20 protein-coding genes and 1 pseudogene are annotated in these 23,144 nt (G+C 65.2%); 10 read left to right on the top strand and 11 right to left on the bottom strand.

Annotated features, from left to right (window positions below):
• The first annotated feature begins 24 nt into the window (after positions 1 to 24).
• Together P5W99_RS34255 and P5W99_RS34250 are read left to right on the top strand one after the other, a co-directional pair.
• Entirely contained in the window at positions 25 to 267 is a 243-nt protein-coding gene (locus tag P5W99_RS34255) for a hypothetical protein (RefSeq protein ID WP_421028242.1), read from the top strand.
• A 339-nt stretch (positions 268 to 606) separates the two neighbouring features.
• On the top strand, positions 607 to 1,512 hold the full coding sequence (locus P5W99_RS34250) for a lipid A biosynthesis lauroyl acyltransferase (RefSeq protein ID WP_421028241.1): 906 nt from the start codon (positions 607 to 609) through the stop codon (positions 1,510 to 1,512).
• A 67-nt stretch (positions 1,513 to 1,579) separates the two neighbouring features.
• Here P5W99_RS34250 and P5W99_RS34245 read toward each other — a convergent pair whose 3' ends face one another.
• On the bottom strand, positions 1,580 to 1,978 hold the full coding sequence (locus P5W99_RS34245) for an FKBP-type peptidyl-prolyl cis-trans isomerase (protein ID WP_421028240.1): 399 nt from the start codon (positions 1,976 to 1,978) through the stop codon (positions 1,580 to 1,582).
• Positions 1,979 to 2,100: 122 nt separating this feature from the next.
• Positions 2,101 to 3,249: a branched-chain amino acid ABC transporter substrate-binding protein gene (locus tag P5W99_RS34240; RefSeq protein WP_434665756.1), complete on the bottom strand. Its 1,149-nt coding sequence runs from the start codon at positions 3,247 to 3,249 to the stop codon at positions 2,101 to 2,103.
• Between the two features lie 316 nt (positions 3,250 to 3,565).
• On the opposite strand from P5W99_RS34240, the pseudogene P5W99_RS34235 reads away from it, so the two are divergent.
• Positions 3,566 to 4,281 (top strand): annotated as a pseudogene (locus P5W99_RS34235) (Glu/Leu/Phe/Val dehydrogenase dimerization domain-containing protein); the annotation flags it as partial.
• A 3-nt stretch (positions 4,282 to 4,284) separates the two neighbouring features.
• Here P5W99_RS34235 and P5W99_RS34230 read toward each other — a convergent pair.
• Positions 4,285 to 5,142, bottom strand: coding sequence for a class I SAM-dependent methyltransferase (locus tag P5W99_RS34230; RefSeq protein WP_421028238.1), 858 nt, complete (start codon positions 5,140 to 5,142; stop codon positions 4,285 to 4,287).
• Between the two features lie 42 nt (positions 5,143 to 5,184).
• Entirely contained in the window at positions 5,185 to 6,201 is a 1,017-nt protein-coding gene (locus P5W99_RS34225; RefSeq protein ID WP_421028237.1) for a LysR substrate-binding domain-containing protein, read from the bottom strand.
• Positions 6,202 to 6,339: 138 nt separating this feature from the next.
• Here P5W99_RS34225 and P5W99_RS34220 point away from each other — a divergent pair, with 138 nt between their 5' ends.
• The 7 genes from P5W99_RS34220 to araH all read left to right on the top strand — a co-directional run bounded on the left by P5W99_RS34220 (position 6,340) and on the right by araH (position 15,380).
• Positions 6,340 to 8,091, top strand: a complete 1,752-nt coding sequence (locus P5W99_RS34220) for an IlvD/Edd family dehydratase (RefSeq protein ID WP_421028236.1) — start codon at positions 6,340 to 6,342, stop codon at positions 8,089 to 8,091.
• Between the two features lie 22 nt (positions 8,092 to 8,113).
• On the top strand, positions 8,114 to 9,694 hold the full coding sequence (locus P5W99_RS34215; protein ID WP_421028235.1) for an aldehyde dehydrogenase (NADP(+)): 1,581 nt from the start codon (positions 8,114 to 8,116) through the stop codon (positions 9,692 to 9,694).
• A 96-nt stretch (positions 9,695 to 9,790) separates the two neighbouring features.
• Positions 9,791 to 10,729, top strand: a complete 939-nt coding sequence (locus P5W99_RS34210) for a dihydrodipicolinate synthase family protein (protein WP_421028234.1) — start codon at positions 9,791 to 9,793, stop codon at positions 10,727 to 10,729.
• 52 nt (positions 10,730 to 10,781) lie between these two features.
• Entirely contained in the window at positions 10,782 to 11,711 is a 930-nt protein-coding gene (locus P5W99_RS34205; protein ID WP_434666633.1) for a Gfo/Idh/MocA family protein, read from the top strand.
• Positions 11,712 to 11,754: 43 nt separating this feature from the next.
• Entirely contained in the window at positions 11,755 to 12,759 is a 1,005-nt protein-coding gene (locus P5W99_RS34200; protein WP_421028233.1) for an arabinose ABC transporter substrate-binding protein, read from the top strand.
• A gap of 48 nt (positions 12,760 to 12,807) precedes the next feature.
• A complete protein-coding gene (gene araG, locus P5W99_RS34195) occupies positions 12,808 to 14,346 on the top strand; it encodes an L-arabinose ABC transporter ATP-binding protein AraG (protein ID WP_421028232.1) in 1,539 nt (512 codons plus the stop codon).
• 23 nt (positions 14,347 to 14,369) lie between these two features.
• Positions 14,370 to 15,380, top strand: a complete 1,011-nt coding sequence (araH, locus tag P5W99_RS34190; RefSeq protein ID WP_421028231.1) for an L-arabinose ABC transporter permease AraH — start codon at positions 14,370 to 14,372, stop codon at positions 15,378 to 15,380.
• Positions 15,381 to 15,433: 53 nt separating this feature from the next.
• Here araH and P5W99_RS34185 read toward each other — a convergent pair whose 3' ends face one another.
• The 7 genes from P5W99_RS34185 to P5W99_RS34155 form a co-directional block, all read right to left on the bottom strand.
• Positions 15,434 to 16,159 carry a FadR/GntR family transcriptional regulator gene (locus P5W99_RS34185; protein ID WP_421028230.1) on the bottom strand — a complete coding sequence of 242 codons (726 nt, stop codon included), beginning with the start codon at positions 16,157 to 16,159 and terminating at the stop codon, positions 15,434 to 15,436.
• Between the two features lie 106 nt (positions 16,160 to 16,265).
• Entirely contained in the window at positions 16,266 to 17,078 is an 813-nt protein-coding gene (locus tag P5W99_RS34180) for an ATP-binding cassette domain-containing protein (protein WP_421028229.1), read from the bottom strand.
• The gene (locus P5W99_RS34175) at positions 17,078 to 18,088 is read right to left on the bottom strand and encodes an ABC transporter permease (RefSeq protein WP_421028228.1); all 1,011 of its coding nucleotides are present in this window, start codon (positions 18,086 to 18,088) and stop codon (positions 17,078 to 17,080) included. The genes P5W99_RS34180 and P5W99_RS34175 overlap by 1 nt, the downstream gene beginning before the upstream one ends.
• On the bottom strand, positions 18,088 to 19,212 hold the full coding sequence (locus P5W99_RS34170) for a sugar ABC transporter substrate-binding protein (protein ID WP_421028227.1): 1,125 nt from the start codon (positions 19,210 to 19,212) through the stop codon (positions 18,088 to 18,090). Before P5W99_RS34170 ends, P5W99_RS34175 begins: the two co-directional genes overlap by 1 nt.
• 145 nt (positions 19,213 to 19,357) lie before the next feature.
• Complete coding sequence (gene yjfF, locus P5W99_RS34165) at positions 19,358 to 20,443, bottom strand: galactofuranose ABC transporter, permease protein YjfF (protein WP_421028761.1); 1,086 nt, start codon at positions 20,441 to 20,443, stop codon at positions 19,358 to 19,360.
• 80 nt (positions 20,444 to 20,523) lie between these two features.
• Complete coding sequence (locus P5W99_RS34160) at positions 20,524 to 21,582, bottom strand: ABC transporter permease (RefSeq protein ID WP_434665745.1); 1,059 nt, start codon at positions 21,580 to 21,582, stop codon at positions 20,524 to 20,526.
• Positions 21,579 to 23,123, bottom strand: coding sequence for a sugar ABC transporter ATP-binding protein (locus tag P5W99_RS34155; protein WP_434665742.1), 1,545 nt, complete (start codon positions 23,121 to 23,123; stop codon positions 21,579 to 21,581). The genes P5W99_RS34160 and P5W99_RS34155 overlap by 4 nt, the downstream gene beginning before the upstream one ends.
• Between the last annotated feature and the right edge of the window lie 21 nt (positions 23,124 to 23,144).

The following is a 23,144-nucleotide window of genomic DNA, read 5'->3' as shown; positions in this document are numbered from 1 at the left end:
TGCGGCATTGCCCGGAGACACCACGTGCTGAGCCCTCACGAGTTTGCAACGCTGATGCTGATCCGCCACGCGCCGGAGCAGATCGACATGAACCGCCACGAACTCGACATCCTGCTCGAACGCCAGCTCGTCGCGCTCGAACAGCGCGCCGAAGGCCAACGGCTGCCTTCGCTCACGATGGCGGGGCACTCGCTGCTCGATGCGCTCGGCCGTGTCGAGCCGACGCATTTCGAATACGAAGACATGGGCGGCTTCGACGCGCATTGAGGGCGCTTGCACCGCTCCCGCTGGCTATCATTGATAGCAATCTTTGTTCATCGCGCAGCTAGTCGATCGGTCCGGAAATATGCTGGGTTCTTGCGAACTGAGCTAGCGCTTGTTTGCGGTGATTCCCGCAATGGGACTCACTTGGTAAAAACCCTATACCGTCCATAACACTCGCCTGTCGCAAAGTGGCGCATGCGATACTTGTCGCAAATGGTCGCGACACAAGCGCGATCAACGCGACGGTAGCGCGATTCAGAACGTTCTGCTCCTTGCCTCCCCACGGCATCTCATTTAGAAAACATCGCTTGTCTGGAAATTTCGTTGCCTTTTCGAAAGGTAATGGATGACTTTCGCAAGCAGGAGACTCACTTGGAGCGACTAGGTTTTTTTGCCATGGTGGCGCTATTGCGCCTCTTTTCAATGCTTCCTTATGGCGTGGTCGCGCGACTTGGCAGCGCGCTCGGCACGCTTTTATACGCACTGCCAAGCTCCCGGAAGCATATTGTTCATGTCAACCTGCGTTTATGCTTTCCGGGCAAGTCCGACGCCGAGTACGACCAACTTGCGAGAAAGCATTTTCGCCACGTGATCCGAAGCTATGTCGAACGAGGCGTTCAATGGTTCGGCAGCGAGGAGGCGATACGGAAGCTGGTTCAAATCGAAAGCCAAATCGATCTGGAGGATAAGGATGCGCCGCCCACGATCTTTTTGGGCTTTCACTTCGTCAGCATTGAAGTCGGCTGCATTCTCTATTCCACGCGATCGCCGGCCGCTTCACTCTATACGCGCATGTCGAATGAGCGTCTGGGGGAACTGGCCAGGCGGCAACGCGGCAGATTCGGCGCCGAGATGGTCGAGCGTTCGACCAGCGCCAAGAAGATCATCGGACTGCTGCGTTCAGGCATTCCGGTCATGCTGGCCGCGGACATGGACCACGGCATCCACAACTCGGTTTTTGTGCCGTTTTTTGGCGTGCCCGCGTGCACGCTCACTTCGGTTTCGCGTCTTGCCCGGATTGCCCGTGCCCGCGTCGTGCCGTTCGTGACCGAAGTGCTGCCCGATTACCGCGGATACAAGCTTACCGTGTTTGAGCCGTTCGCCGATTTTCCTTCGGAGAGCGATACGCTCGATGCGTGTCGAACCAACGAATTTCTTGAAACGCAGATCCGCAAGTTTCCCGAGCAGTATTACTGGGTGCACCGCCGCTTCAAGAATCGTCCGCCGGGCATGCCGGGTGTTTATTGAGTTCGGCGTTTAGCAAAAGCGCGTCATCACGTAAATCGCTCGTGGTGACGCGCTTTTTTGCATTCCATTACTTGCCGATGCCGATCAGTTCGACTTCGAACGTGAGGTCGCTGTTCGGCGGAATCGGGCCGACGCCGCGATCGCCATAAGCCGTTGCCGCCGGGCAGGTCAGCTTGGCTTTGCCGCCCACCTTCATTTTCTGCAAGCCCTGCGTCCAGCACGGAATCACCCGGCCAAGCGGGAACTCGGCTGGGCCGCCGTGCTTGTCGGAGCTGTCGAATTCGGTGCCGTTGGCGAGCGTGCCGCGATAGCTCACGCGCACGACGTCGCTGGCGGTCGGCTGCGCGCCGGTGCCTTGCTTGATGTGTTCGACTACGACGCCCGAAGGCAGCTTGTCGATGGCGTTGGCGGCGAACGCCGTCGACGCGATGGTGGCGGTGGCCAGTACGGCAATCAGTGATTTCATGCGATGTCCTCGTTGAATGGCTTGCCAATTATATCGGCAGCCACAGTCGAACCCGGAGCATCGCGGGCAATCGTCCAGGCCCCGCCGGAAAGCGGACATTCCCGGCGGGTTCGCGTGAACGATCAGAGGCCGCTAACCGTCTTGACCGTCACCCACTGGCGGTTCTTCACCTGATAGACGGTGGAGGAGCCGGTCTTGAGCGAGCCGTTCGCGTTGAACTCGATCTGGCCGGTGATGCCGTCGAAGTTGATGCTTTGCAGCTTCGCGCGATAGTCGGCAGGCTTCGTCGAGTTGGCTGCCTGCATCGCCTTGATGGCGGCCCACGCCGCGTCATAGCCGAACGGCGCGTACGAGAGCACTTCCACGCCGAACTTCTGCTTGAAGCGCTCGGCGAATTTCGATCCCACCGGCGTGCTGTCGAGCGGACGGCCGTATTCCCAAGCCATCGCGCCTTCGGACACGTCGCCCGCGAGCTTGATGAAGTCGACGTCCTTCACGCCGCCGCCGCCCACGTACTGCGCCTTGATGCCGAGCTGCGCCATCTGCTTCATGATGCCGGCCGCTTGCGGATTGAGCGCCCCCACAAAAATCAGATCGGGGTTCTTGCTCTTGATGGTCGTGAGCTGGGTCTTGAAGTCGGTTGCCTGATTGGTCGTGTACTCGCGGTCGATGATGTCGCCGCCGTGCGCCTTGACCGCTTTCACGAATTCATCGGCTTCGCCCTGGCCGAATGCCGTGCGGTCGTCGATCACGGCAATGCGCTTGGCTTTCGTCGTCGTGACCGCATAGGCGCCCGCGGTGCCGGCGTTTTGCGCGTCGCTCGAGATCACCATGAAGACGTTCTTGTAGCCACGGCCGCTGATCACCGGGTTGGTGGCGGCCGGATCGATAACGGGCAGGTTCGCCTTTTCGTAGAGATCGGACGCAGGGATGGTCGTGCCCGAGTTGAAGTGGCCGACGACCACGGAAACGCCTTCGTCCACGAGCTTTTGGGCGACTTGCACGCCGACGCGCGGGTCGGCCTGGTCGTCCTCGGCTACCAACTGGAACGAGACGGGCTGGCCATTGATCTTCACGCCTTGTGCCTTGGCGTCGTCGAGCGCCATCTTGACGCCGTTCTCCAGGTCCTTGCCGTAACTGGCGTTAGGTCCGGTGAGCGGCGCCGCAAAGCCGATCTTGACGACGGTCTCCGCATGAGAGGCGAGCGGTGCAACAGCGAGAAGTGCTCCAACTGCAACGGCGACAGGGGTGAAAGTCTTCGCAAAACGCATGTTGTTTCCTTTGTAGTATCGATCGAACCGCTGCGAATGGGGAACGCGTGGCGAAATGCCGAAAGCGACTATAGGAAGCCAATATCGCCCCGTCTTGAACTTTCGCGACGCATCCTATGCGCATTTCGGCATAGCCGGGCAAATCCGGGCAATTAGGGCAAATACGCCCGCTCGCGCGCATTTCTAGCAGCCGGACCGATTTCGTGCGATCTGTCGAGTGCATTACTGCGCATTTCATTTATATTACATTCCACCGTGCCAACCGGTGCAAAATGCTTGTCTCGCACAGAACCCGCATCCTCGATGGGCGTTTGAAATGAAATATCAATCACTTGAAGACTTTTTGGGCGCCACCGCCGAGCGCAATCCGGGTCAACCGGAGTTCCTGCAAGCGGTCACGGAGGTGATGGAAAGTCTGTGGCCACATATCTCGGAGCATCGCAAATATGCCGAGCACGGCTTGCTCGACCGTCTGGTCGAGCCGGAGCGCACGGTGATGTTCCGCGTGTCGTGGGTCGACGATCATGGCGACGTCCAGGTCAATCGCGGCTATCGCATTCAGCACAGCTCGGCCATTGGTCCTTATAAGGGCGGTCTGCGCTTTCATCACTCGGTCAATCTTTCGATTCTCAAGTTCCTCGCGTTCGAGCAGACCTTCAAGAATGCGCTGACGACCCTGCCCATGGGTGGCGGCAAGGGCGGCTCCGATTTCGATCCGAAGGGCAAGAGCCCCGGAGAAGTCATGCGCTTCTGCCAGGCGTTCGTGAGCGAACTGTTCCGCCATGTCGGCAGCGACACCGACGTGCCGGCTGGCGACATCGGCGTGGGCGGCCGCGAGGTCGGCTTCATGGCGGGCATGATGAAGAAACTGTCCAACCGCGCCGATTGCGTGTTCACGGGCAAGGGACTCTCATTCGGCGGCTCGCTGATTCGCCCCGAAGCGACCGGTTCGGCACCGTGTATTTCGCCGAGGAAATGCTCAAGCGGATTGGCCGCAGCTTTGACGGCCTGCGCGTGAGCGTTTCGGGCTCGGCCCTAAACCGTCGCGATCAAAAACGACTCCCCCGTGGAAGGCCTCAAGCCATCGCTACGTCCTGCGAAATATCGCGCGACGATATCGGCGGTGCTCACATGCTCGGCCTTCGAAAACCCCGCCTCTTGCGCGAGCGCGAGCATTTCCTCGGGGCGAAAGAAGCTGAGAAATGGCGTGCCCGCCGCGCGGGCCCGTTCATAAACGGCCTCGTGCTGCGCGCGCTCCGCGGGATCGACGAGATCGAGCGGCAGCGTGAAGGTCATGGCGAGCGTCGATCCCCGCGCGAGCTGCGCGATCTGGTGCAGCGTGGCGAGATTCGCCTCGCGCGTGAGGTACATCGACACGCCCGTGGACGCCACGATGGCGCGCGCCTTCGCATCGAACCCCGCGCGTGCGAGCCGTGCCCACCACGACTCGCCCGCCTCGAAATCCACCGGCACGAAACGCAGCCACGCCGCTTCGCGATAGCCAAGCTCGCCCAGGCGCTGCCGCTTCCACGCCTGCGTGCCGGGCTGATCCACTTCGTACATATGGAGCCGTGACGCAATCTCCGGCCGGCGCTGCGCGAACGTGTCCAGGCCCGCGCCCAGAATCGCATACTGCCCCACGCCCGCATCGGCCTGCGCGGCCACGAGATCCTCGATAAAGCGGGCACGGCCGACGATGGACGCGCGATAGCCGCGCGTGCCTTGCGGGTGCATGTCTGGGCGATTGCGCCAGTCCGGGGCCGGAGCGGCGAGTTGCATGCCGATCGCATCGTCGAGCACGTGCGGTTCGGCATCGACTTCCAGGTGCAGCGCGCGCCAGAGCGCGACGCGGATGGCGCTGGAATCGGGGGTGGCCGTCTTCGGGTCTTGCATATCCGTTCTCCTGTTCGATGCGGCGCAGATGCAGGGCCGGCATTACGCCGGGCCGCGCACGTCATAAATGTCCGCGCTCACCTCGCGCAACACGTCGATCATGATCTGCGCCGCGGGCGAGAGCAGGCGATCGGCGCGCGTGATGATGCCGAAGTCGTCCATCTGGCAATCCATCGGCAGCGGCAGCACCGCGACCATGCCGTGCGTTGCGTAGTAGCGCGCCACGTCCTCGGTGAGCACGGCGATCATGTCGCTTTGCTCGAGCACGCGCGTGATGAAAAGCAGCGCGGGCGTTTCCACCACGTTCGAGGGCGGCGCGAGGCTCGCGCGCTGGAACATCAATTCGAAGCGATGGCGCAATACGCTGCCCACAGGCGGCACGACCCAGGTGGCGCGCGCCACGTCGGCGAGCGTGAGCGGCGCGCGGGTTTTCGCCCGCGCTTGCGCTTCATCCGGCGTTTCCTCATGCAACGGCGAATGCGCCGCCTCCAGCAGCGGATGCCCCGGCCGCACCACGGCGCACACCGGCTCGCCCGTGAGCGGCTCGTAGCGTAGCTGAAGCTTGTCGTGTTCGGCGGAAAGCCGCCCGAGCACGACATCGAGTTTGTCCTGCGCGAGATGTTCGAGCAGCGCGTTGCTTGCGTCGATTTCCACCGAAACGCGCATATTCGCATGCGCGCGCTTGACCGCCGCCACGGCGGCGGGCAGCACGCGCACGCCCGGCGAGGTGATCGCGCCCACGGCGACATGGCCGAGCCGCCCCGCCTTGAGCGCCGAGAGTTCCTCCTGGGCCTGGTCGAGGCTGCCCAGCACCGCGCGCGCATGGCGGATCAGCGCGTCGCCGTAAAGCGTGGGCCGCATGCCGCGCGGCAGGCGCTCGAACAGCACCGCGCCCAGCATCTCCTCCAGTTCGCGCAGCAGCTTCGACGCCGCGGGCTGCGTCATGTTCAGCGCCGCCGCCGCGCGATGGATATTGCCTTCTTCCGCAAGCGCGACGACCAGCAGCAACTGACGCGTCTTGAGCCGCGTGCGCACATACCAGGGGCTCGAATCGAGCATGTTTGCCTGCCGTCCCAAATAGTATTCAGTGTTTATACCAATGCCGAAATCGATATCGAAAACATCCGATATTTCATTAGAAGGTTATCAGAGTTCTATCTAAGCTATGTCCAATGTTTCATTCACTCGGACCGGACGATGTCGGCAACAAAACCCAAACTGCGCTCGCAACAGTGGTTCGGCACCACTGACAAGAATGGCTTCATGTATCGGAGCTGGATGAAGAACCAGGGCATTCCCGACCACGAATTCGATGGCCGCCCGATCATCGGCATTTGCAATACGTGGTCCGAGCTTACGCCGTGCAACGCGCACTTTCGCAAGCTCGCCGAACACGTGAAGCGCGGCATCTACGAGGCGGGCGGCTTTCCGGTGGAGTTTCCGGTCTTTTCGAACGGCGAATCGAACCTGCGCCCTTCGGCCATGCTCACGCGCAATCTTGCGTCGATGGACGTGGAAGAAGCCATTCGCGGCAATCCCATCGATGCGGTCGTGCTGCTGTGCGGCTGCGACAAGACCACGCCGGCGCTGCTGATGGGCGCGGCAAGCTGCGATGTGCCGGCGATCGTCGTAACCGGCGGGCCGATGCTCAACGGCAAGCTCGAAGGCAAGGACATTGGCTCGGGTACGGCGGTGTGGCGGTTGCACGAATCGCTCAAGGCGGGCGAGATCGATCTGCATCATTTCCTTTCTGCCGAGGCGGGCATGTCGCGCTCGGCGGGCACCTGCAACACCATGGGCACGGCCTCGACGATGGCCTGCATGGCCGAGGCGCTGGGCGTCTCTCTGCCGCACAATGCCGCCATTCCGGCCGTGGACGCGCGCCGCTACGTGCTCGCGCACATGTCGGGCATGCGCATCGTGCAGATGGCGCTCGAAGACCTGAAGCTCTCGAAGGTGCTCACGCGCGAGGCGTTCGAGAACGCGATTCGCGCCAACGCGGCGATTGGCGGCTCGACCAATGCCGTGATCCACCTGAAGGCGATTGCGGGACGCATTGGCGTGCCGCTGGAACTCGAGGACTGGATGCGCATTGGCCGCAATACGCCCACCATCGTCGATCTGCAGCCTTCGGGCCGCTTCCTGATGGAAGAGTTCTATTACGCGGGCGGCTTGCCGGCGGTGCTGAGGCGGCTCGGCGAAGCGAATCTGCTGCCGCATCCGGACGCGCTCACGGTCAACGGCAAATCGCTGTGGGACAACGTGCGCGAGGCGCCCAACTTCAACGACGAGGTGATCCGCCCGCTCGACAAGCCGTTGATCGACGACGGCGGCATCTGCATCCTGCGCGGCAATCTCGCGCCGCGCGGCGCGGTGCTCAAGCCCTCGGCGGCCACGCCCGAATTGCTCAAGCATCGCGGGCGCGCGGTGGTGTTCGAGAACTTCGACCACTACAAGGCCACGATCGCCGATGAGTCGCTCGACGTCGATAAGGATTCCGTACTGGTGATGAAGAACTGCGGGCCGCGCGGCTATCCCGGCATGGCCGAGGTCGGCAACATGGGCCTGCCGCCCAAGCTCCTGCGCGAGGGTGTGAAGGACATGGTGCGCATCTCGGACGCGCGCATGAGCGGCACGGCTTACGGCACGGTGGTGCTGCACGTGGCGCCCGAGGCGGCGGCGGGCGGGCCGCTGGCGGCGGTGCGCAACGGCGACTGGATCGAGCTCGACTGCGAGGCGGGCCGCCTGCATCTGGACATCAGCGACGAGGAGCTGAAACGCCGCCTGGGTGACGTCGATCCGGCTGCCGCGCCCGGCGTGGCGGAACAACTGGGCCGGGGCGGCTATGCGCGGCTTTACGTCGATCACGTGCTGCAGGCCGACGAAGGCTGCGACCTCGACTTTCTCGTGGGCAAGCGCGGCGCCGCCGTGCCGCGCCACTCGCACTGACGCACGCGCAAGGACTGCCATCATGACGACGACGCTCACCGGCGACCTGCTGATCGGCGCGCTCGCGAAGCGCGGCGAAGGCGCGGCGTTCCAGGCGACCGACGCCGCGAGCAACACGCCCATCGCACAACCGGTTTTCCACGGCGCGCTGCAAGGCGATGTCGAAAAGGCCTGCGCACTGGCGGACGCGGCGTTCGACACATATCGCACGCTGTCCGCCGACAAGCGCGCGCAATTCCTCGACGATTGCGCGGCGCGCATCGAAGCGCTCGGCGATCAACTCATCGAACGCGCGATGGCCGAAACCGGCCTGCCGCGCGCGCGCCTCGAAGGCGAGCGTGCGCGCACAGCCAATCAACTGCGCATGTTCGCTACGCTCGTGCGCAGCGGCGACGCGCTCGACGTGCGCATCGAACCCGCGCTGCCCGAACGTCAGCCGCCACGCACTGACCTGCGCTTCTGGCGCGTCGGCGTGGGTCCGGTCGCGGTGTTCGGCGCGAGCAATTTCCCGCTGGCGTTTTCGGTGGCGGGTGGCGACACGGCGTCGGCGCTTGCCGCCGGCTGCCCCGTGGTCGTGAAGGCGCATCCGGCGCATCCGGGCACCTCGGAACTCGTCGGCCGCGCGATCCAGCAGGCGGTCGCGGCGGTGGGCATGCCCGAAGGCGTGTTCTCGCTGCTGTTCGACGCGGGCCATGAAGTCGGCAGCGCGCTGGTCCAGCATCCGGCGATTCGCGCGGCCGGCTTCACCGGTTCGCGCGCGGGCGGCCTTGCCCTCGTGAAGCTGGCTGCGGCTCGCGCCGAGCCGATTCCCGTCTACGCCGAAATGAGCAGTGTGAATCCGAACCTGCTGCTGCCGGGCGCGCTCGCCGCGCGCGGCGAGACGCTGGCGCGTGAATTCGCGGCATCGGCAACGCTCGGCTGCGGCCAGTTCTGCACCAACCCCGGCCTGATACTGGGCCTTGCGGGCGCGGACTTCGACGCTTTCGCCGCGAACGCCGCGCGCGAGTTCAGCGCGGCGCCGGCGGGCGTGATGCTCACGCCGGGCATCCTGCGCGCCTACGAGCACGGCATTGGCCGTCTGATCGAGCATCCGAAGGTCACGACGCTCGCACGCGGCGCGGCCGCGCCCGGCCGCGCGCAAGCGGCCCTGCTGCGCGTGAGCGCGAGCGACCTGATCGCGGACGCCGCGCTCGGCGAGGAGGTGTTCGGCCCGAGCAGCGTGCTGGTCGAATGCGCGGACGAAGCCGAATTGCGCGCCGTGCTGCGCCATATCGAAGGCCAGTTGACGATCACGCTGCACGCGCACGCCGCCGATGGCGATCTCGTGCGCGCACTCTTGCCGCTCATCGAGCGCAAGGCGGGCCGCGTGCTGGCCAACGGCTTCCCGACCGGCGTCGAGGTCTGCGACGCGATGGTGCACGGCGGCCCGTTCCCGTCCACCTCGGACGGGCGCAGCACCTCGGTGGGCACGGCGGCGATCGAGCGTTTCGTGCGCCCGGTCTGCTACCAGAATTTCGCTGATGGCTGGTTGCCCGACGCGTTGCGCGACGCGAATCCGCTGCACGTGAAACGGCGTTTCGCGGGCAAGCCCGAAGCGGCCTGAACTGCGCCGCCCAACCGGACAACGACGCAACAAGAACGCGCACAGCGGTAAAAGAATCAGGGAGACAGGATGACGAATCGAAGCAGGACAGACGACATGACTACGAGCCGTACGCCCCGTACGCCACGCTACACGGGCATCTTTCCCGTCGTGCCGACCACCTTCACCGAGACCGGCGAACTAGATCTGGACAGCCAGAAGCGCGCGGTCGACTTCATGATCGACGCGGGTTCGGACGGCCTGTGCATCCTCGCGAACTTTTCCGAGCAGTTCTCGGTCACCGACGAGGAGCGCGAGCGGGTCACGCGCACCGTGCTCGAACACGTGGCCGGCCGCGTGCCCGTGATCGTGACGACCACGCACTACGGCACGATCGCGTGCGCGGCGCGCAGCAGGCACGCGCAGGAGCTGGGCGCGGCAATGGTCATGGTGATGCCGCCGTACCACGGCGCGACCTTTCGTGTGCCCGAGCAGCAGATTTACGAGTTCTATGCGCGCGTGTCGGACGCCATCGACATTCCGATCATGATCCAGGACGCGCCTGCGAGCGGCACGGTGCTGTCCGCGGCGTTGCTCGCACGCATGGCGCGCGAGATCGAGCAGGTTGCGTACTTCAAGATCGAGACGCCGGGCGCGGCAAACAAGCTGCGCGAGCTGATTGGTCTCGGCGGCGACGCGGTCGAGGGGCCGTGGGACGGAGAGGAGGGCATCACGCTGCTGGCCGACCTGCACGCGGGCGCAACCGGCGCGATGACGGGCGGCGGTTTCCCCGATGGCATCCGCCCGATCATCGTGGCGCACCGCGAAGGCCGCCTCGATGACGCCTTCTCGCTCTACCAGAAGTGGCTACCGCTGATCAATCACGAGAACCGCCAGGCGGGCTTGCTCGCCTGCAAGGCGCTCATGAAGGAGGGCGGCGTGATCGCCTGCGAGCTGCCGCGTCACCCGCTGCCGGCGATGCATCCGGAAACGCGCGCGGAATTGATCGCCATTGCGCGCCGGCTCGATCCGCTCGTGCTGCGCTGGGGAAAATGATTGATTCGGCATGCAGATCAATGGCATGGGTGATTTCGACAAGAAGGTCTTTATGAACGCGTCATATACGTTGGCCATCGCAGGCGTGGGCAAGATCGCGCGCGACCAGCATTTGCCTGCCATCGCGGGCAACCCCGGCTTCGAGCTCGTGGCGGGCGCGAGCCGCAATGCGCAGATCGAGAACGTGCGCAACTACTCCGATATCGACGCGCTGCTGGCCGCCGAATCCGGGCTCGACGCGGTCTCGCTCTGCACGCCTCCGCAGGTGCGTTATGCGCAGGCGCGCGCGGCGCTCGAGGCGGGCAAGCACGTGATGCTCGAAAAGCCGCCCGGCGCGAGCGTGAGTGAAGTGGAGGCGCTGCGCGAACTGGCGCGCCAGCATAACCGCACGCTGTTCGCCACGTGGCATTCGCGCTGCGCGAGCGCCGTCGAGCCGGCGCGCGCGTGGATCTTGAACCGAACGATTCGCGCGGTGCACGTGCGCTGGAAAGAGGACGTGCGGCGCTGGCATCCGGGCCAGCAATGGATCTGGGAACCGGGCGGCCTCGGCGTGTTCGATCCGGGCATCAACGCGCTTTCCATCGTTACGCGCATCCTGCCGCGCGAGGTGCTGCTGCGCGGCGCGACGCTCCATGTGCCCAGCGATTGCGCAACGCCCATCGCCGCGGAACTCGATTGCATCGATACCGATGGCGTGCCGGTGCGCGCCGAATTCGACTGGCGGCATGGTCCCGTCGAGCAATGGGAAATCGACGTGGAAACCACCGACGGCCTGCTCTCCATCGCCGAAGGCGGCAAGCGCCTCGTCATCGCCGGCGAGCCGGTCGAACTGGATGCGCAGCGCGAGTACGCAGCGCTTTACGAGCGCTTTCACTGGCTCATTGCGCACGGCGCGCAAGACGTGGATGTGCGTCCGCTGCGGCTCGTGGCCGACGCGTTTCTGCTCGGCCGGCATATCGAAGTCGAAGCGTTCGGGCATTGAGTTGCAACAGAGAAACCAGAGACACACCAGAGGAGACAACAGCATGACCAGCAAGATTCGCCGCTTCACCCTGCGCGCCGTATTCGCGGCCATGTGCATCGCGCCGCTCGGCATGAACGTGGCCGCGCACGCCGACGCGCCCACCAAGATCGGCTTTCTCGTGAAGATGCCCGAGCAGGCATGGTTCATCAACGAGCAGAAGGCTGCGACGGCGCTCGGCCAGAAAGAGCAATTCTCGGTCGTCAATATCGGCACGCCCGACGGCGAGAAAGTGCTGGCCGCCATCGACAACCTGGGCGCGCAGGGCGCGCAAGGTTTCGTGATCTGTGCGCCCGACGTGCGTCTCGGACCGGCCATCCAGGCGCGCGCGAAGCGCTACAACATGAAGTTCGTGACCGTGGACGACCAGTTGGTCGATTCGTCGGGCAAGCCGCTCGCGAACGTGCCGCACCTGGGCATGTCGGCGTTCAAGATCGGCAACCAGGTGGGCCAGGCGATCTCGGACGAGATGAAGCGGCGCGGCTGGAAGCCTGAGGAAGTAGGCGCGCTGCGCATCACAGACTATGAATTGCCCACCGCGAAGCTGCGCACCGATGGCGCGACGCAGACGCTGCTCGCCAACGGCTTCAAGAAGGAAAACATCTTCGACGCGCCGCAGAAAACCACTGACGACGAAGGCGGCTTCAACGCGGCTTCGCCGGTGCTCGCGCAGCATCCGAACATCAAGAAGTGGGTGGTGTTTGCGCTCAACGAGGAAAGCGTGCTGGGAGCCGTGCGCGCGACCGAGCAGCTGCATCTGCCGTCCGCGGACGTGATCGGCGTGGGTATCAACGGCGCGGGCGAAGCGTTCGCCGAGTTCCAGAAAAAGCAGCCTACGGGCTTCTACGGGACCATCGCCGTGAGCTCGACGAACCACGGCAAGGACAGCGCGCAGAACCTCGTCGACTGGATCCGCAACGGCAAGCAGCCGCCCGCCGATACGCAGACCACCGGCAAGCTGATGACGCGCGATAACTGGCAGGCCGTGCGCACCGATCTGGGCATTTAAGGCACGCGCAAGGGCAAGAGCAAGGGCAGGCATGCAATGACTGAAACCATGATTCGAGCGGTTCAACAGGGGCAGCAGGGGCAGCAGGCGCAACAGGAGCCGCGCGCGTATCTGGAACTCGACGGCATCACCGTGAGCTTTCCGGGCGTGCGCGCGCTCGACCGCGTTTCGCTGGCCGTGCGCGCGGGCGAAGTGCACGGCTTGATGGGCGAGAACGGCGCGGGCAAGTCCACGCTGCTCAAGGTGCTCTCGGGCGTGAACCAGCCGCAGGAAGGCACGCTGAGGCTGAATGGCGTGGAGCAGCGCTTCGCGACCACGCGCGCAGCGCTCGACGCGGGCGTCGCCATCATCTATCAGGAACTGCATCTCGTGCCCGAGCTCACCGTGGCCGACAACCTGATGCTCGGGCAATTGCCCAACCGCCTCGGCGTGCTCGACGAGCGCACGCTCGTGCAGCGCGCGATGGCGGAATTGCAGCGCCTCGGCGAACGCATCGACCCGCGCACGCCGGTGAAGAACCTTTCCATCGGCCAGCGCCAGATGATCGAAATCGGCAAGGCGCTCATGCGCGACGCACGCGTGATCGCCTTCGACGAGCCCACGAGCTCGCTCTCGGCGCGCGAAACCGAGAACCTCTTTCGCATCATCAACGCGCTGCGCGCGGACGGCCGCGCGATCATCTACGTCACGCACCGCATGGACGAAGTCTATGAGCTGTGCGACCGCGTGACGGTGTTCCGGGACGGCAAGCGCATCGAGACCTTCGAGTCGGTGGCCGATCTCGACCGCAACCGGCTGATTGCCGCGATGGTGGGCCGCTCGATCGCGGACGTCTACGGCTATCGCGCGCGAGCGGCGGGCGAGGTGCTGCTCGAAGCGAAGGCGCTGATGGGACCGGGGCTGGCCGAGCCGGTGTCGTTCACGGCGCGGCGCGGCGAGATCGTCGGCTTCTTCGGGCTCGTGGGCGCGGGCCGCTCCGAACTCATGAAGCTGCTCTACGGCGCCACGCGCGCGAGCACGGGCCACGTCGAACTCGACGGCGAGCGCGTGAACTTCGCTAGCCCGCGCGACGCGGTGCGCGCGGGCATCGCACTGTGTCCCGAGGATCGCAAGCAGGAAGGCATCGTTGCGATTGCCTCGGTGGCGGACAACCTCAACATCAGCGCGCGGCGTCATTTCAGCCCCGCGCGCTTTCTGCTCGACGCGAAACGCGAGCGCGCGCTCGCGCAGGATTACATCCAGAAACTCGCGATCAAGACGCGCAACGGCGAAACTGCTATCGGCACGCTCTCGGGCGGCAACCAGCAGAAGGTGATTCTGTCGCGCTGGCTTGCGGAGCGCATCGAAGTGTTCCTCATGGACGAACCCACGCGCGGCATCGACGTGGGCGCGCGCGCCGAGATCTACAACCTGCTCTACGAGCTCGCCGAAGCAGGGCGCGCGGTCATCATGGTGTCGAGCGACCTGGCCGAGGTGATCGGCGTGGCCGACCGCATCGTGGTGATGCGCGAAGGGCGCATCGTGGGCAGCGTGCCGAAGGCCGAAGCCACACCCGACGAACTGATCAAGATGGCGCTGCCGCGCTAAACACCCCCGAAGAGAAACCAGAGATGAGTCAAGCCATGCAGCCACAGGGCACGCCAACCGTCAACGAAGCCGCCGCGCCCATCACGCCTTCGCGTGCGCGCGCGTGGGACATGATCAACAAGTCGGGCATCGCGGTGGTGTTCGTGGTGCTGTTCGCGGTGCTTTCCGCCACGGTGCCCGACTTCCTCACGAGCCGCAATATTCAGGGTCTGCTGCTTTCCGTGACGCTGATCGGCTCGATCGCCGTCACCATGATGTTCGTGCTCGCATTGGGCGAGGTCGATCTTTCCGTGGCGTCGATCGTGGCGTTCTCGGGCGTGGTGGCCTCCACGGTCATCACGCAATCGCATAGCGTGGTGCTGGGCATCGCGGCGGGCGTGCTCGCGGGCGGCGCCGTGGGCCTCGTGAACGGCGTGCTGATTGCGCGCTTCAAGATCAATTCGCTGATCGCCACGCTAGCGATGATGGAAGCCGTGCGCGGCCTTGCTTTCCTCACCTCGAACGGCGACGCCGTGATGATCTCCGAAGAGCGCTTCTTCGATCTGGGCGGTGGCGCGTTCCTCGGCATTTCGTACCCGATCTGGAGCAACATCATCGGCTTCGCGGTGTTCGGCTTTCTGCTGAAGAAAACCGTGTTCGGCAAGAACGTGCTTGCAGTGGGCGGCAATGGCGAAGCGGCGCGGCTCGCGGGCCTGCCGGTCACGCGCATCAAGATCACGGTGTTCGTGCTGCAGGGGCTCGTTACGGGTTTCGCGGGCGTGATGCTGGCTTCGCGCATGAGCCTCGGCGACCCGAAGACTTCGGTGGGGCTGGAACTGGGCGTGATTTCGGCGTGCGTGCTGGGCGGCGTCTCGCTCACGGGCGGCGTGGCGACGATTTCCGGCGTGCTGGTGGGCGTGCTCATCATGGGCGCCGTGCAGGACGCCATGAGCCTCATGAACGTGCCCACGTTTTATCAGTACCTGATTCGCGGCGGCATCCTGCTGCTGGCCGTGCTGTTCGACCAGTTCCGCCGCAGCAGGCGGGCGGTGTGAGCGCGCGGCGCGTGGGCGGTGCCTGCTGTGCGGCCGGGTCTGCGATGCGGCGCTCAGGTTTCCAGCGCCGCGCCGCCCAGAATGGTATTGGCATCGGCGCGCGCGTTGTCGAGCTGCACCACGCTCGCTTGCCTTGCGGCCAGCGCGTCGCGGTTCTCGATTGCCGTGAGTATGGCCTTGTGGCGGGGCAGCGAAAGTGCATGCGTATTCGGATGGCGGCTCGTGAGCTTGATCGACTCGGTGAGCGCGAGCGACAGCATGTTGCCGATATACGCGAGCATGTCGTTGTGCGTGGCCGCCATGATCGCGCGATGAAACTCCAGATCGGGCTCGAGCAGATCGGCCGCCGTTTTGGCCTGCTCCATGCGCGCATAGGCAGCGGTAATGCGTGCGAGGTCCTGGTCGCTGGCGGAAATGGCGGCGAGCGCGGCGGCCGCGGGCTCGATGATCTGCCGCACCACCATCAGCGAACGGAAGAACTCGCCTTCGGGAATGCTGTTGACGGTCCAGTACAGCACGTCGGGGTCGAGCATGTGCCACTCTTCGCGCTTGCGCACCACGCTGCCCACGCGCGGCTTGGACACCACGAGACCCTTGGCCACCAGCACACGCGTGGCCTCGCGCAGCACGGGACGGCTCACGCCATAGGTCTCGCACAAGGTGGGCTCGGCGGGCAGGCGCTGGCCGGGTGCGAGCTTGCCGCTCACGATCTGCATGCCGAGCTCCTGCACGATGCGCCCATGCATGCTCTTGCGTTTGTCTAGGTTGCGGTAATCCATGTCTGTCCTGCCGGGACGTCCCGAATGTTCGGTCCGGCGGCCCGTTCGGACACTCCCTGTTGTAAACGTCCGGTGCGCTCAGTCGCTGAGTGTGGCTCGGTGTGGCTCAGTGTGCGGAGCCGGCGCGCATGGCCCGATATTCCCTCCGCACGATCTCCATGAGCTCCGTCACCGACGTGAGCGCACTTTGCTGTTCGTAGGTCACGCGGCCCCGCTGCATCAGCATGATGCGATCCGCGATATCGAGCGTCTGCGCGTAATTGTGCATGATCATGATAATGGATAGGCCGCCTTTTTCCTTCAACCGCATGACGAGGTCGATGATGAGCCCGGCCTCGCGCGCGCCCATTGCTGCGAGCGGCTCGTCGAGCAACAGGATCTTCGCGTTCGAATGCACGGCGCGCGCCACCGCAATCGCCTGGCGCTGGCCGCCTGAAAGCCGTTCGACAGGAACATCCACGGAGGGCACGTGCACGCCGATGTCGTCGAGGCATTGCGCCGCGCGCTCGCGCATCTGCTTGTGGTCGAGCAGGCGCAATGGCCCGAGCGGCCCGCGCCGCACGATCTCGCGGTTCAGGAACATGTTGTGGTAAATGCTCAGCGAATTCGCGAGCGCGAGGTCCTGATACACGCATTCGATGCCGAGCGCGCGCGCGTGATCGACCGAGCGCAGCAGCGTCTGCTGGCCGTCGATATGCAGCGTGCCATCTGTTTGCTGATGAAAGCCCGTGAGTATTTTCACCAGCGTGGACTTGCCCGCGCCGTTGTCGCCGAGAATGCCGAGGATCTCGCCCTTGCCGAGCATGAACGAGACGCCGTCGAGCGCCGTGACCGCGCCAAAGCGCTTCACGAGGCGCTCGCCGCGCAGCGCGAGCGGCGCGGTGTTCGCGCCGGAGGAGGCGGCTTGCGATTCGTCCATCAGCGTGCCCCCTTGCGGCGAATACGTCCTATGTGGATGTTGAAAACCATGGCGGCCAGAATCGCGGCGCCCAGGATGATATTGAACGTGAACGCGTTGATGCCGATGAGCGTGAAGCCGTCGTTGAGAATGCCGAGCACCGCCGCGCCGATGAGCCCGCCCACGATGGTGCCCGAGCCGCCCGTGAGCGGCGTGCCGCCGATCACGGCGGCGGCCACGGCGAGGAACATGATCTGGTTGCCGCCCGCCTGCGGATCGATGGAGGTGATGCGAAACGCTTCGAGCATGCCGGTGAAGCCCGCGAGCACCGCGGCCAGAATGAAATTGCCCAGCCGCAGCCGGTTCACGTGGATGCCCGCCTCGCTCGCGCCCAGCGGGTTCGCGCCCGCCGCCTGCGTATGCAGGCCCCAGCGCGTGTGCCGCAGCAGCACGTGCATCACGAACGCGATGCCCAACGTCCAGAGGATTTCGCTGTAGCCCCACGCGCCCATGAAAGCGGAGAACGCGGGCGAGCCCGGCGTGGCGGCGGGCGTGCCGCGCGAGACCGTGAGCGTGACGCCGTTGATGAGAAAGAGCGTGCCGAGCGTGGTGACGAACGAGGGCAGCCGCAGCCACACCGTCACCGCGCCGTTCGCGAAGCCGATCAGCGCGGCCGCCGCGAGCCCCGCGATCACGGCCAGCCACATGGGCGCCCCCGCATCGCTGGCGAACACCATCATGAACGGTGCGAACGCGAACACCATGCCCGCCGATAGATCGATATCGCCGCCGATCATCAGCATGATCTCGCCGAACGCGATGATCGCCACCGGCGCGATGAATTGCGAGAGATTGACGAGACTGGCGTTGGTGAGCAGGAAATCGTGGTTCGCGAACTCGAAATACGCAGCCAGCAGCACGGCCACGAGCAGAATGCGCAACTCGGGCGCCCATCGCGATGCGAATGAAACGCCCGCGCGCCGCGGCGCGCGGACTGCCTCGATGTTGCCGGATTCGTTCACTGTATCCATCACGACTTGATTGCGCCGTTCATCGGGACGATTTGCGGCTTGGTGGTCTTGCCTTCATAGCGCGTCGAGGTATTCAAATACGGCTCGACCGTCGACTTCGTCACGAACTTCAGGCCCGTGTTGATGTCGGCCGGCCCAACCAGCCCGCCCGAAGCGAGGAACACGAACGCCTCCATCACAGTGTAGAACCCCTGCACATAGGGCTGCTGGTCGATGGTGAAGTCGAGGAAGCCCTCGTGGATGAGCTGGACCGTGCTGGGCAGCAGATCGAAGCCGCCGCCGTGTACGCCCTTCGCGGGCAGGTTCGACTCCTTCATCACCTGCGCCACGCCCTGGGTGCTTCCCGCATCCACGGCGAACATGCCCTTCAGGTCCTGATGGCCCAGATAGAACGACTTGATCTTCGAAAGCTCCTCGTTGACGGTCGCGCCCGTGGCCACGGTTTGAATGTCGATCTTCTTGCCGGACTTCTTGATGGCGTCGCTTGCGCCATCGAGACGCGGCTGGATATTGAGCTGCCCCGGCGTTGCAATGAAGAGCGCGACCATGCCGCTGTCGATCAGGCTCACGATGCGCTCGCCCATCTGGTAGCCCGAGAGATACAGGTCCTGGCCGATATAGGCAAGGCGCGGATTGTGCTTGCCGCGCGGGGCATCGGCGTTGTAGGCGAACACTGGAATGCCGGCGTCGAGCGCGGCCTGGACGGGCTTGTCGAAGGCGCTCGGGTCGACGATGGGCACGGCAATGGCGTCGGCCTTCGCCGCGATCGCCGAATTCACCGCACGCAACATTTCGCCCGCGTCGGAGGTGGCCGAGCCGGTCCACTGATAGTCCATGCCGAGCAATGCGCAGGCATCCTGAATGCCGTATTGCGTGGGCACGAAAAACGGGTTCGTGGTCACATGATTGACGAAGACGATCTTCCACTTCTTGTGCGAGGGAAAGGCGGTTTCCGCTGCTTGCGCCTGCGAAATCAGCCCGCCCGCACCGCCGCCGAGCGCGCTCATGAACGAGAGCGCGGCGCCCAGCCCCGCGCCCTGCATCAGCCCTCGCCGCGCGGCGCTGAAACCGTTGCCGTCACGTTCCTGTTCGTGTTCCTGGTCGTCATCGTGCTGCTGTGCCATGTCGTCCTCCGGCTCTCTTCTTGGTGGGTCGATGTGGTCGACGTTGAGTCGATCGCGTGCAGATGCGGGACAGCTCCGGTAACCGGGCGCTTGCAATGATGCGAATAAAACCGCTGGCGGCGCTTCACGCCTCATGCTTCACGCCTCACGCCTCACGCGGCGGCGCGGCAACCAGCTTCGTCTGTTCGAGCGGCGCGGCAGCCGGCGTGCGGGCGCGCGCTGCGCGCGCGAAGCCCTTGCCGCCGCCCGTGGATTTGCGGCGCGCGGCATGGCGCTCGGTGGCGCGCTGCAGCAGGCAGAACGCGCAGAGCAGCGCGCCGATCACAATGCGCGTCCACCACGAGCTGAGCGTGCCGTCGAAGGTGATGAGCGTCTGGATCGTGCCGAGGATGCCCACCCCGAATACCGAACCGATCACATAGCCCACGCCGCCCGTGAGCAGCGTGCCGCCGATCACGGTCGCGGCGATGGCGTCGAGTTCCATGCCCTGCGCCTGGAGGCCATAGCCCGAGAGCACATAGAGCGTGAACACCACGCCGCCGAGCGCGGAGCAAAAGCCCGAAAGCGCATAGACGGCGATCTTTGTGCGCGCGACGGGCAGGCCCATGAGCAGCGCTGAGCGCTCATTGCCGCCAACGGCGTAGACGTTGCGGCCGAAGCGCGTGAAATGCGCGATGACGATGCCCGCCGCGAGCATGGCGAGCGCGGTGAGCGAGCCCGTGGTGAGCGAGCCGCTGCCCACGGGAATGCTGAATTCGGAGAGCGCGTGAAAGCCGCGGTCGTTGATCTGGATGGATTCGGTGGTGATGAGAAAGCAGGTGCCGCGCGCGAGGAACATGCCGGCGAGCGTGATGATGAAAGGCTGAAGCCGGAAGAAGTGAATCAGCGCGCCCATGGCCGCGCCATACAGCGCGCCGAACAGCAGCACGAGCGGCACGACCACGGCCACCGGCCAGTGCAGCTTCTCGGTGCCTACGGCGCACAGGATCGTGGTGAGCGCGACCACGGCGCCCACCGAAAGATCGATGCCGCCCGAGATGATCACGAACGTCATGCCGATGGCTACGATCAGCAGGAATGCATTGTCGACGAGGAGTCCGAACAAAACCTGCAGCGAGAAGAAGCCGGTGTACATCGCCGAGCCGAAGCCGAACAACGCCAGGAACAGCAGCACCGTCACGAAGATGGGCAGCACGCGCGGATCGACAAAGCGCGAGATGCTGCGGCGCAATGCGGCGAGCGGGCTCGAAGCAGCGTTGTCATGAGCTTGCGATGGGCGGTTCATGCTCGGATTCCCCGAAGTCTTTATTCTCAGGCCCGCGCGCGCCGCGCGTGCCCGATGCGCCTGAGCTGCTGGGCGGCGAAAGCGCGCGCGGCGGGCGACTGGATCACGCACACGCACAGCACGACCACGGCCTTGACCACGAGCGTGGCCTCGGGCGGCACGCCGATCGAATAGGTGGTGTAGGTGAGCGTCTGGATGATGAGCGCCCCCAGCACCGTGCCGGCGAGGCTGAAGCGCCCGCCCGAGAGCGAGGTGCCGCCGAGCGTCACGGCGAGAATCGCATCGAGTTCGAGCAGCAGGCCCGCGTTGTTGCCGTCGGCGCTGCGCACGTTCGAGCTGATGAGAATGCCGGCGATGGCGGCCATCACGCCGCAGAACGCATAGGTGCCGAACACCACGGCCTGCGACGACAGACCCGCGAGCCGCGCAGCCACGGGATTCACGCCAATCGAGCGGATGAAGAGCCCGAGCGCGGTGCGATTCACGATGAGCGCGGTGAGCACCGTCACGGCAATCGCGATCCACACTGCGCAGGGCACGAGCGCAAAATAGCCGCCGCCCGCGTACAGATAACCTTGCGCGCCGATGGGGATGATCTGGCCGCCGGTGAGCAGTTGCGCCACGCCACGCCCGGCCACCATGAGGATCAGCGTGGCGATGATCGGCTGCATGCCGACGAGGGCCACCAGCAACCCATTCCACATGCCCGCGAGCAGGCCCACGGCAAGCGCCGCGCCGAACGCGGCGCCGACGCGCGAGGGGTCGTCGGCGAGCACGGTGGCGGCCGCCGCGCCGGCGATCGCCACCACGGCGCCCACCGAAATGTCGATGCCGCGCGTGGCGATCACGAGCGTCATGCCGAGCGAGACCACGACGAGCGGCGCGGCGCGCATGAGGATGTCGACGGGTGCGCCGAACAGATGGCCGCCCAGCAGCGTGATGGAGAGAAAGCTGGCGCGATGCGCGACATCCACGGCGAACAGCGCGACGAGCGTGAGCGCGGGCCATACGAGCGGATGCTTGAGCGTCAGCGCAAGCCACGCGGGCGGGCCCAAACCGGGCCCCGAAGTTTGGCGCGCATTCATGTGCGATCTCCGGCAATGAGGCCGTAGACCTCGTGCTCCGAGCGTGCCGCGCCCGCAAGCTCGGCCACCTTGCGCCGGTCGCGCAGCACCGCGATGCGGTCGCTCACGCGCACCACTTCGCTGATTTCCGAGGAGATGAAAAGAATGCCGAGCCCCTTCGCGCAGAGGGCACGCACGCGGTCCATGATTTCGAACTTGGCGGCCACGTCGATGCCGCGCGTGGGTTCGTCGAGGATCAGGAGACGCGGCTCGGTCGCGAGCCAGCGCGCGAGCAGCACCTTCTGCTGATTGCCGCCCGAAAGCAGGCCGATGGGCTGCTCCGCGTCGCGCGCCTTGATGCCGAGCTGCGCGATATACCCATTGGCGAGCTCGCGCTGGCGCGCGCGTCCAATCATGCGCCACCAGCCGCGCCGCGCCTGCAGCGCGAGCACGATGTTCTCGCGGATCGAAAGCTCCGCAACGATGCCTTCCTTCTTGCGGTCTTCGGGGCAATACGCCATGCCGTGGCGGACCGCGTCGCGCGGCGAGGCGAGCTTCACGGTCTCGCCGTTGATGCGCACGGCGCCCGCGTCGGCCCGGTCGGCGCCGAACAAGAGACGCGCCGTTTCCGTGCGCCCCGAGCCCAGCAGGCCGGCAAGGCCGAGAATCTGGCCGGGCCGCACCTCGAGATCGAGCGCGTTGAGCACGCTGCGGCGCGCGATGCCCTGCGCGGCGAGGTAGGGCGCGCCGGTTTGCGCGTCGGCTTGTGCGGAGTTTTCGGGCGCGTGTGCTTGCTGTGCGCCGTGCGCGAGCCGATCGTCGGCGTGGGTAGCGTGGTTGAGGCCCACCATCTTGGCCACCAGCGTCTGCACCGGCAATTCGGCGGCGAGATATTCGCCCTCGCGCTCGCCATTGCGCATCACGGTGATGCGATCGGAAATCGCAAAGGTTTGCTCGAGAAAGTGCGTGACGAACAAAATGGCGATGCCTGACGCCTTCAGCTTGCGCAGCACATCGAACAGGCGCGCGACTTCGCCTTCGTCGAGACTCGAAGTGGGCTCGTCCAGAATGAGAATGCGCGCATCGACCGAAACGGCGCGCGCGATCGCCACCATCTGCTGCATGGCGATGGGGTAGGTGTCGAGCGACTGCGTGACGTCGAGCGATAAATTGAGCGCGGCGAGCGCGTCGGCGGCGCGCCGGTGGATCGTCTTCCAGTCGATCAGGCCGCGCTTGCGCGGCTGGCGGCCCGCGAAAATATTCTCCGCCACCGAGAGATTGGGGCAGAGATTGACTTCCTGATAAAGCGTCTGAATGCCCGCGGCTTCGGCTTCCTGCGGCGTAGCGAAGCGCACGGGCTGGCCGGCGAGTCGGATCTCGCCGGCCTCGGGCTCGTGCACGCCCGTGAGCACATTGATGAGCGTGGACTTGCCCGCGCCGTTCTGGCCCATCAGCGTATGGATCTCGCCGGGAAAGAGGCGGAAGTCGACGCCGTCGAGCGCGCGCACGCCGGGGAACGTGCGCGTCAGGCCGACGGTTTCCAGCAGCGGCGTGAGGTTCATGCGTGCCTGTGCTTACCGCAA

The organism is Paraburkholderia sp. A3BS-1L (assembly GCF_051125215.1).
GTDB lineage: Bacteria > Pseudomonadota > Gammaproteobacteria > Burkholderiales > Burkholderiaceae > Paraburkholderia.
This window is presented reverse-complemented; position numbering and strand designations above follow the sequence as displayed.

Excerpts from the sequence above, each read along its gene's own strand:
- P5W99_RS34250 (WP_421028241.1), top strand. The coding sequence starts at position 607 with ATGGATGACTTTCGCAAGCAGGAGACTCACTTGGAGCGACTAGGTTTT.
- P5W99_RS34245 (WP_421028240.1), bottom strand. The coding sequence starts at position 1,978 with ATGAAATCACTGATTGCCGTACTGGCCACCGCCACCATCGCGTCGACG.
- P5W99_RS34240 (WP_434665756.1), bottom strand. The coding sequence starts at position 3,249 with ATGCGTTTTGCGAAGACTTTCACCCCTGTCGCCGTTGCAGTTGGAGCA.
- P5W99_RS34230 (WP_421028238.1), bottom strand. The coding sequence starts at position 5,142 with ATGCAAGACCCGAAGACGGCCACCCCCGATTCCAGCGCCATCCGCGTC.
- P5W99_RS34225 (WP_421028237.1), bottom strand. The coding sequence starts at position 6,201 with ATGCTCGATTCGAGCCCCTGGTATGTGCGCACGCGGCTCAAGACGCGT.
- P5W99_RS34220 (WP_421028236.1), top strand. The coding sequence starts at position 6,340 with ATGTCGGCAACAAAACCCAAACTGCGCTCGCAACAGTGGTTCGGCACC.
- P5W99_RS34215 (WP_421028235.1), top strand. The coding sequence starts at position 8,114 with ATGACGACGACGCTCACCGGCGACCTGCTGATCGGCGCGCTCGCGAAG.
- P5W99_RS34210 (WP_421028234.1), top strand. The coding sequence starts at position 9,791 with ATGACTACGAGCCGTACGCCCCGTACGCCACGCTACACGGGCATCTTT.
- P5W99_RS34205 (WP_434666633.1), top strand. The coding sequence starts at position 10,782 with ATGAACGCGTCATATACGTTGGCCATCGCAGGCGTGGGCAAGATCGCG.
- P5W99_RS34200 (WP_421028233.1), top strand. The coding sequence starts at position 11,755 with ATGACCAGCAAGATTCGCCGCTTCACCCTGCGCGCCGTATTCGCGGCC.
- araG (WP_421028232.1), top strand. The coding sequence starts at position 12,808 with ATGATTCGAGCGGTTCAACAGGGGCAGCAGGGGCAGCAGGCGCAACAG.
- araH (WP_421028231.1), top strand. The coding sequence starts at position 14,370 with ATGAGTCAAGCCATGCAGCCACAGGGCACGCCAACCGTCAACGAAGCC.
- P5W99_RS34185 (WP_421028230.1), bottom strand. The coding sequence starts at position 16,159 with ATGGATTACCGCAACCTAGACAAACGCAAGAGCATGCATGGGCGCATC.
- P5W99_RS34180 (WP_421028229.1), bottom strand. The coding sequence starts at position 17,078 with ATGGACGAATCGCAAGCCGCCTCCTCCGGCGCGAACACCGCGCCGCTC.
- P5W99_RS34175 (WP_421028228.1), bottom strand. The coding sequence starts at position 18,088 with ATGGATACAGTGAACGAATCCGGCAACATCGAGGCAGTCCGCGCGCCG.
- P5W99_RS34170 (WP_421028227.1), bottom strand. The coding sequence starts at position 19,212 with ATGGCACAGCAGCACGATGACGACCAGGAACACGAACAGGAACGTGAC.
- P5W99_RS34160 (WP_434665745.1), bottom strand. The coding sequence starts at position 21,582 with ATGAATGCGCGCCAAACTTCGGGGCCCGGTTTGGGCCCGCCCGCGTGG.
- P5W99_RS34155 (WP_434665742.1), bottom strand. The coding sequence starts at position 23,123 with ATGAACCTCACGCCGCTGCTGGAAACCGTCGGCCTGACGCGCACGTTC.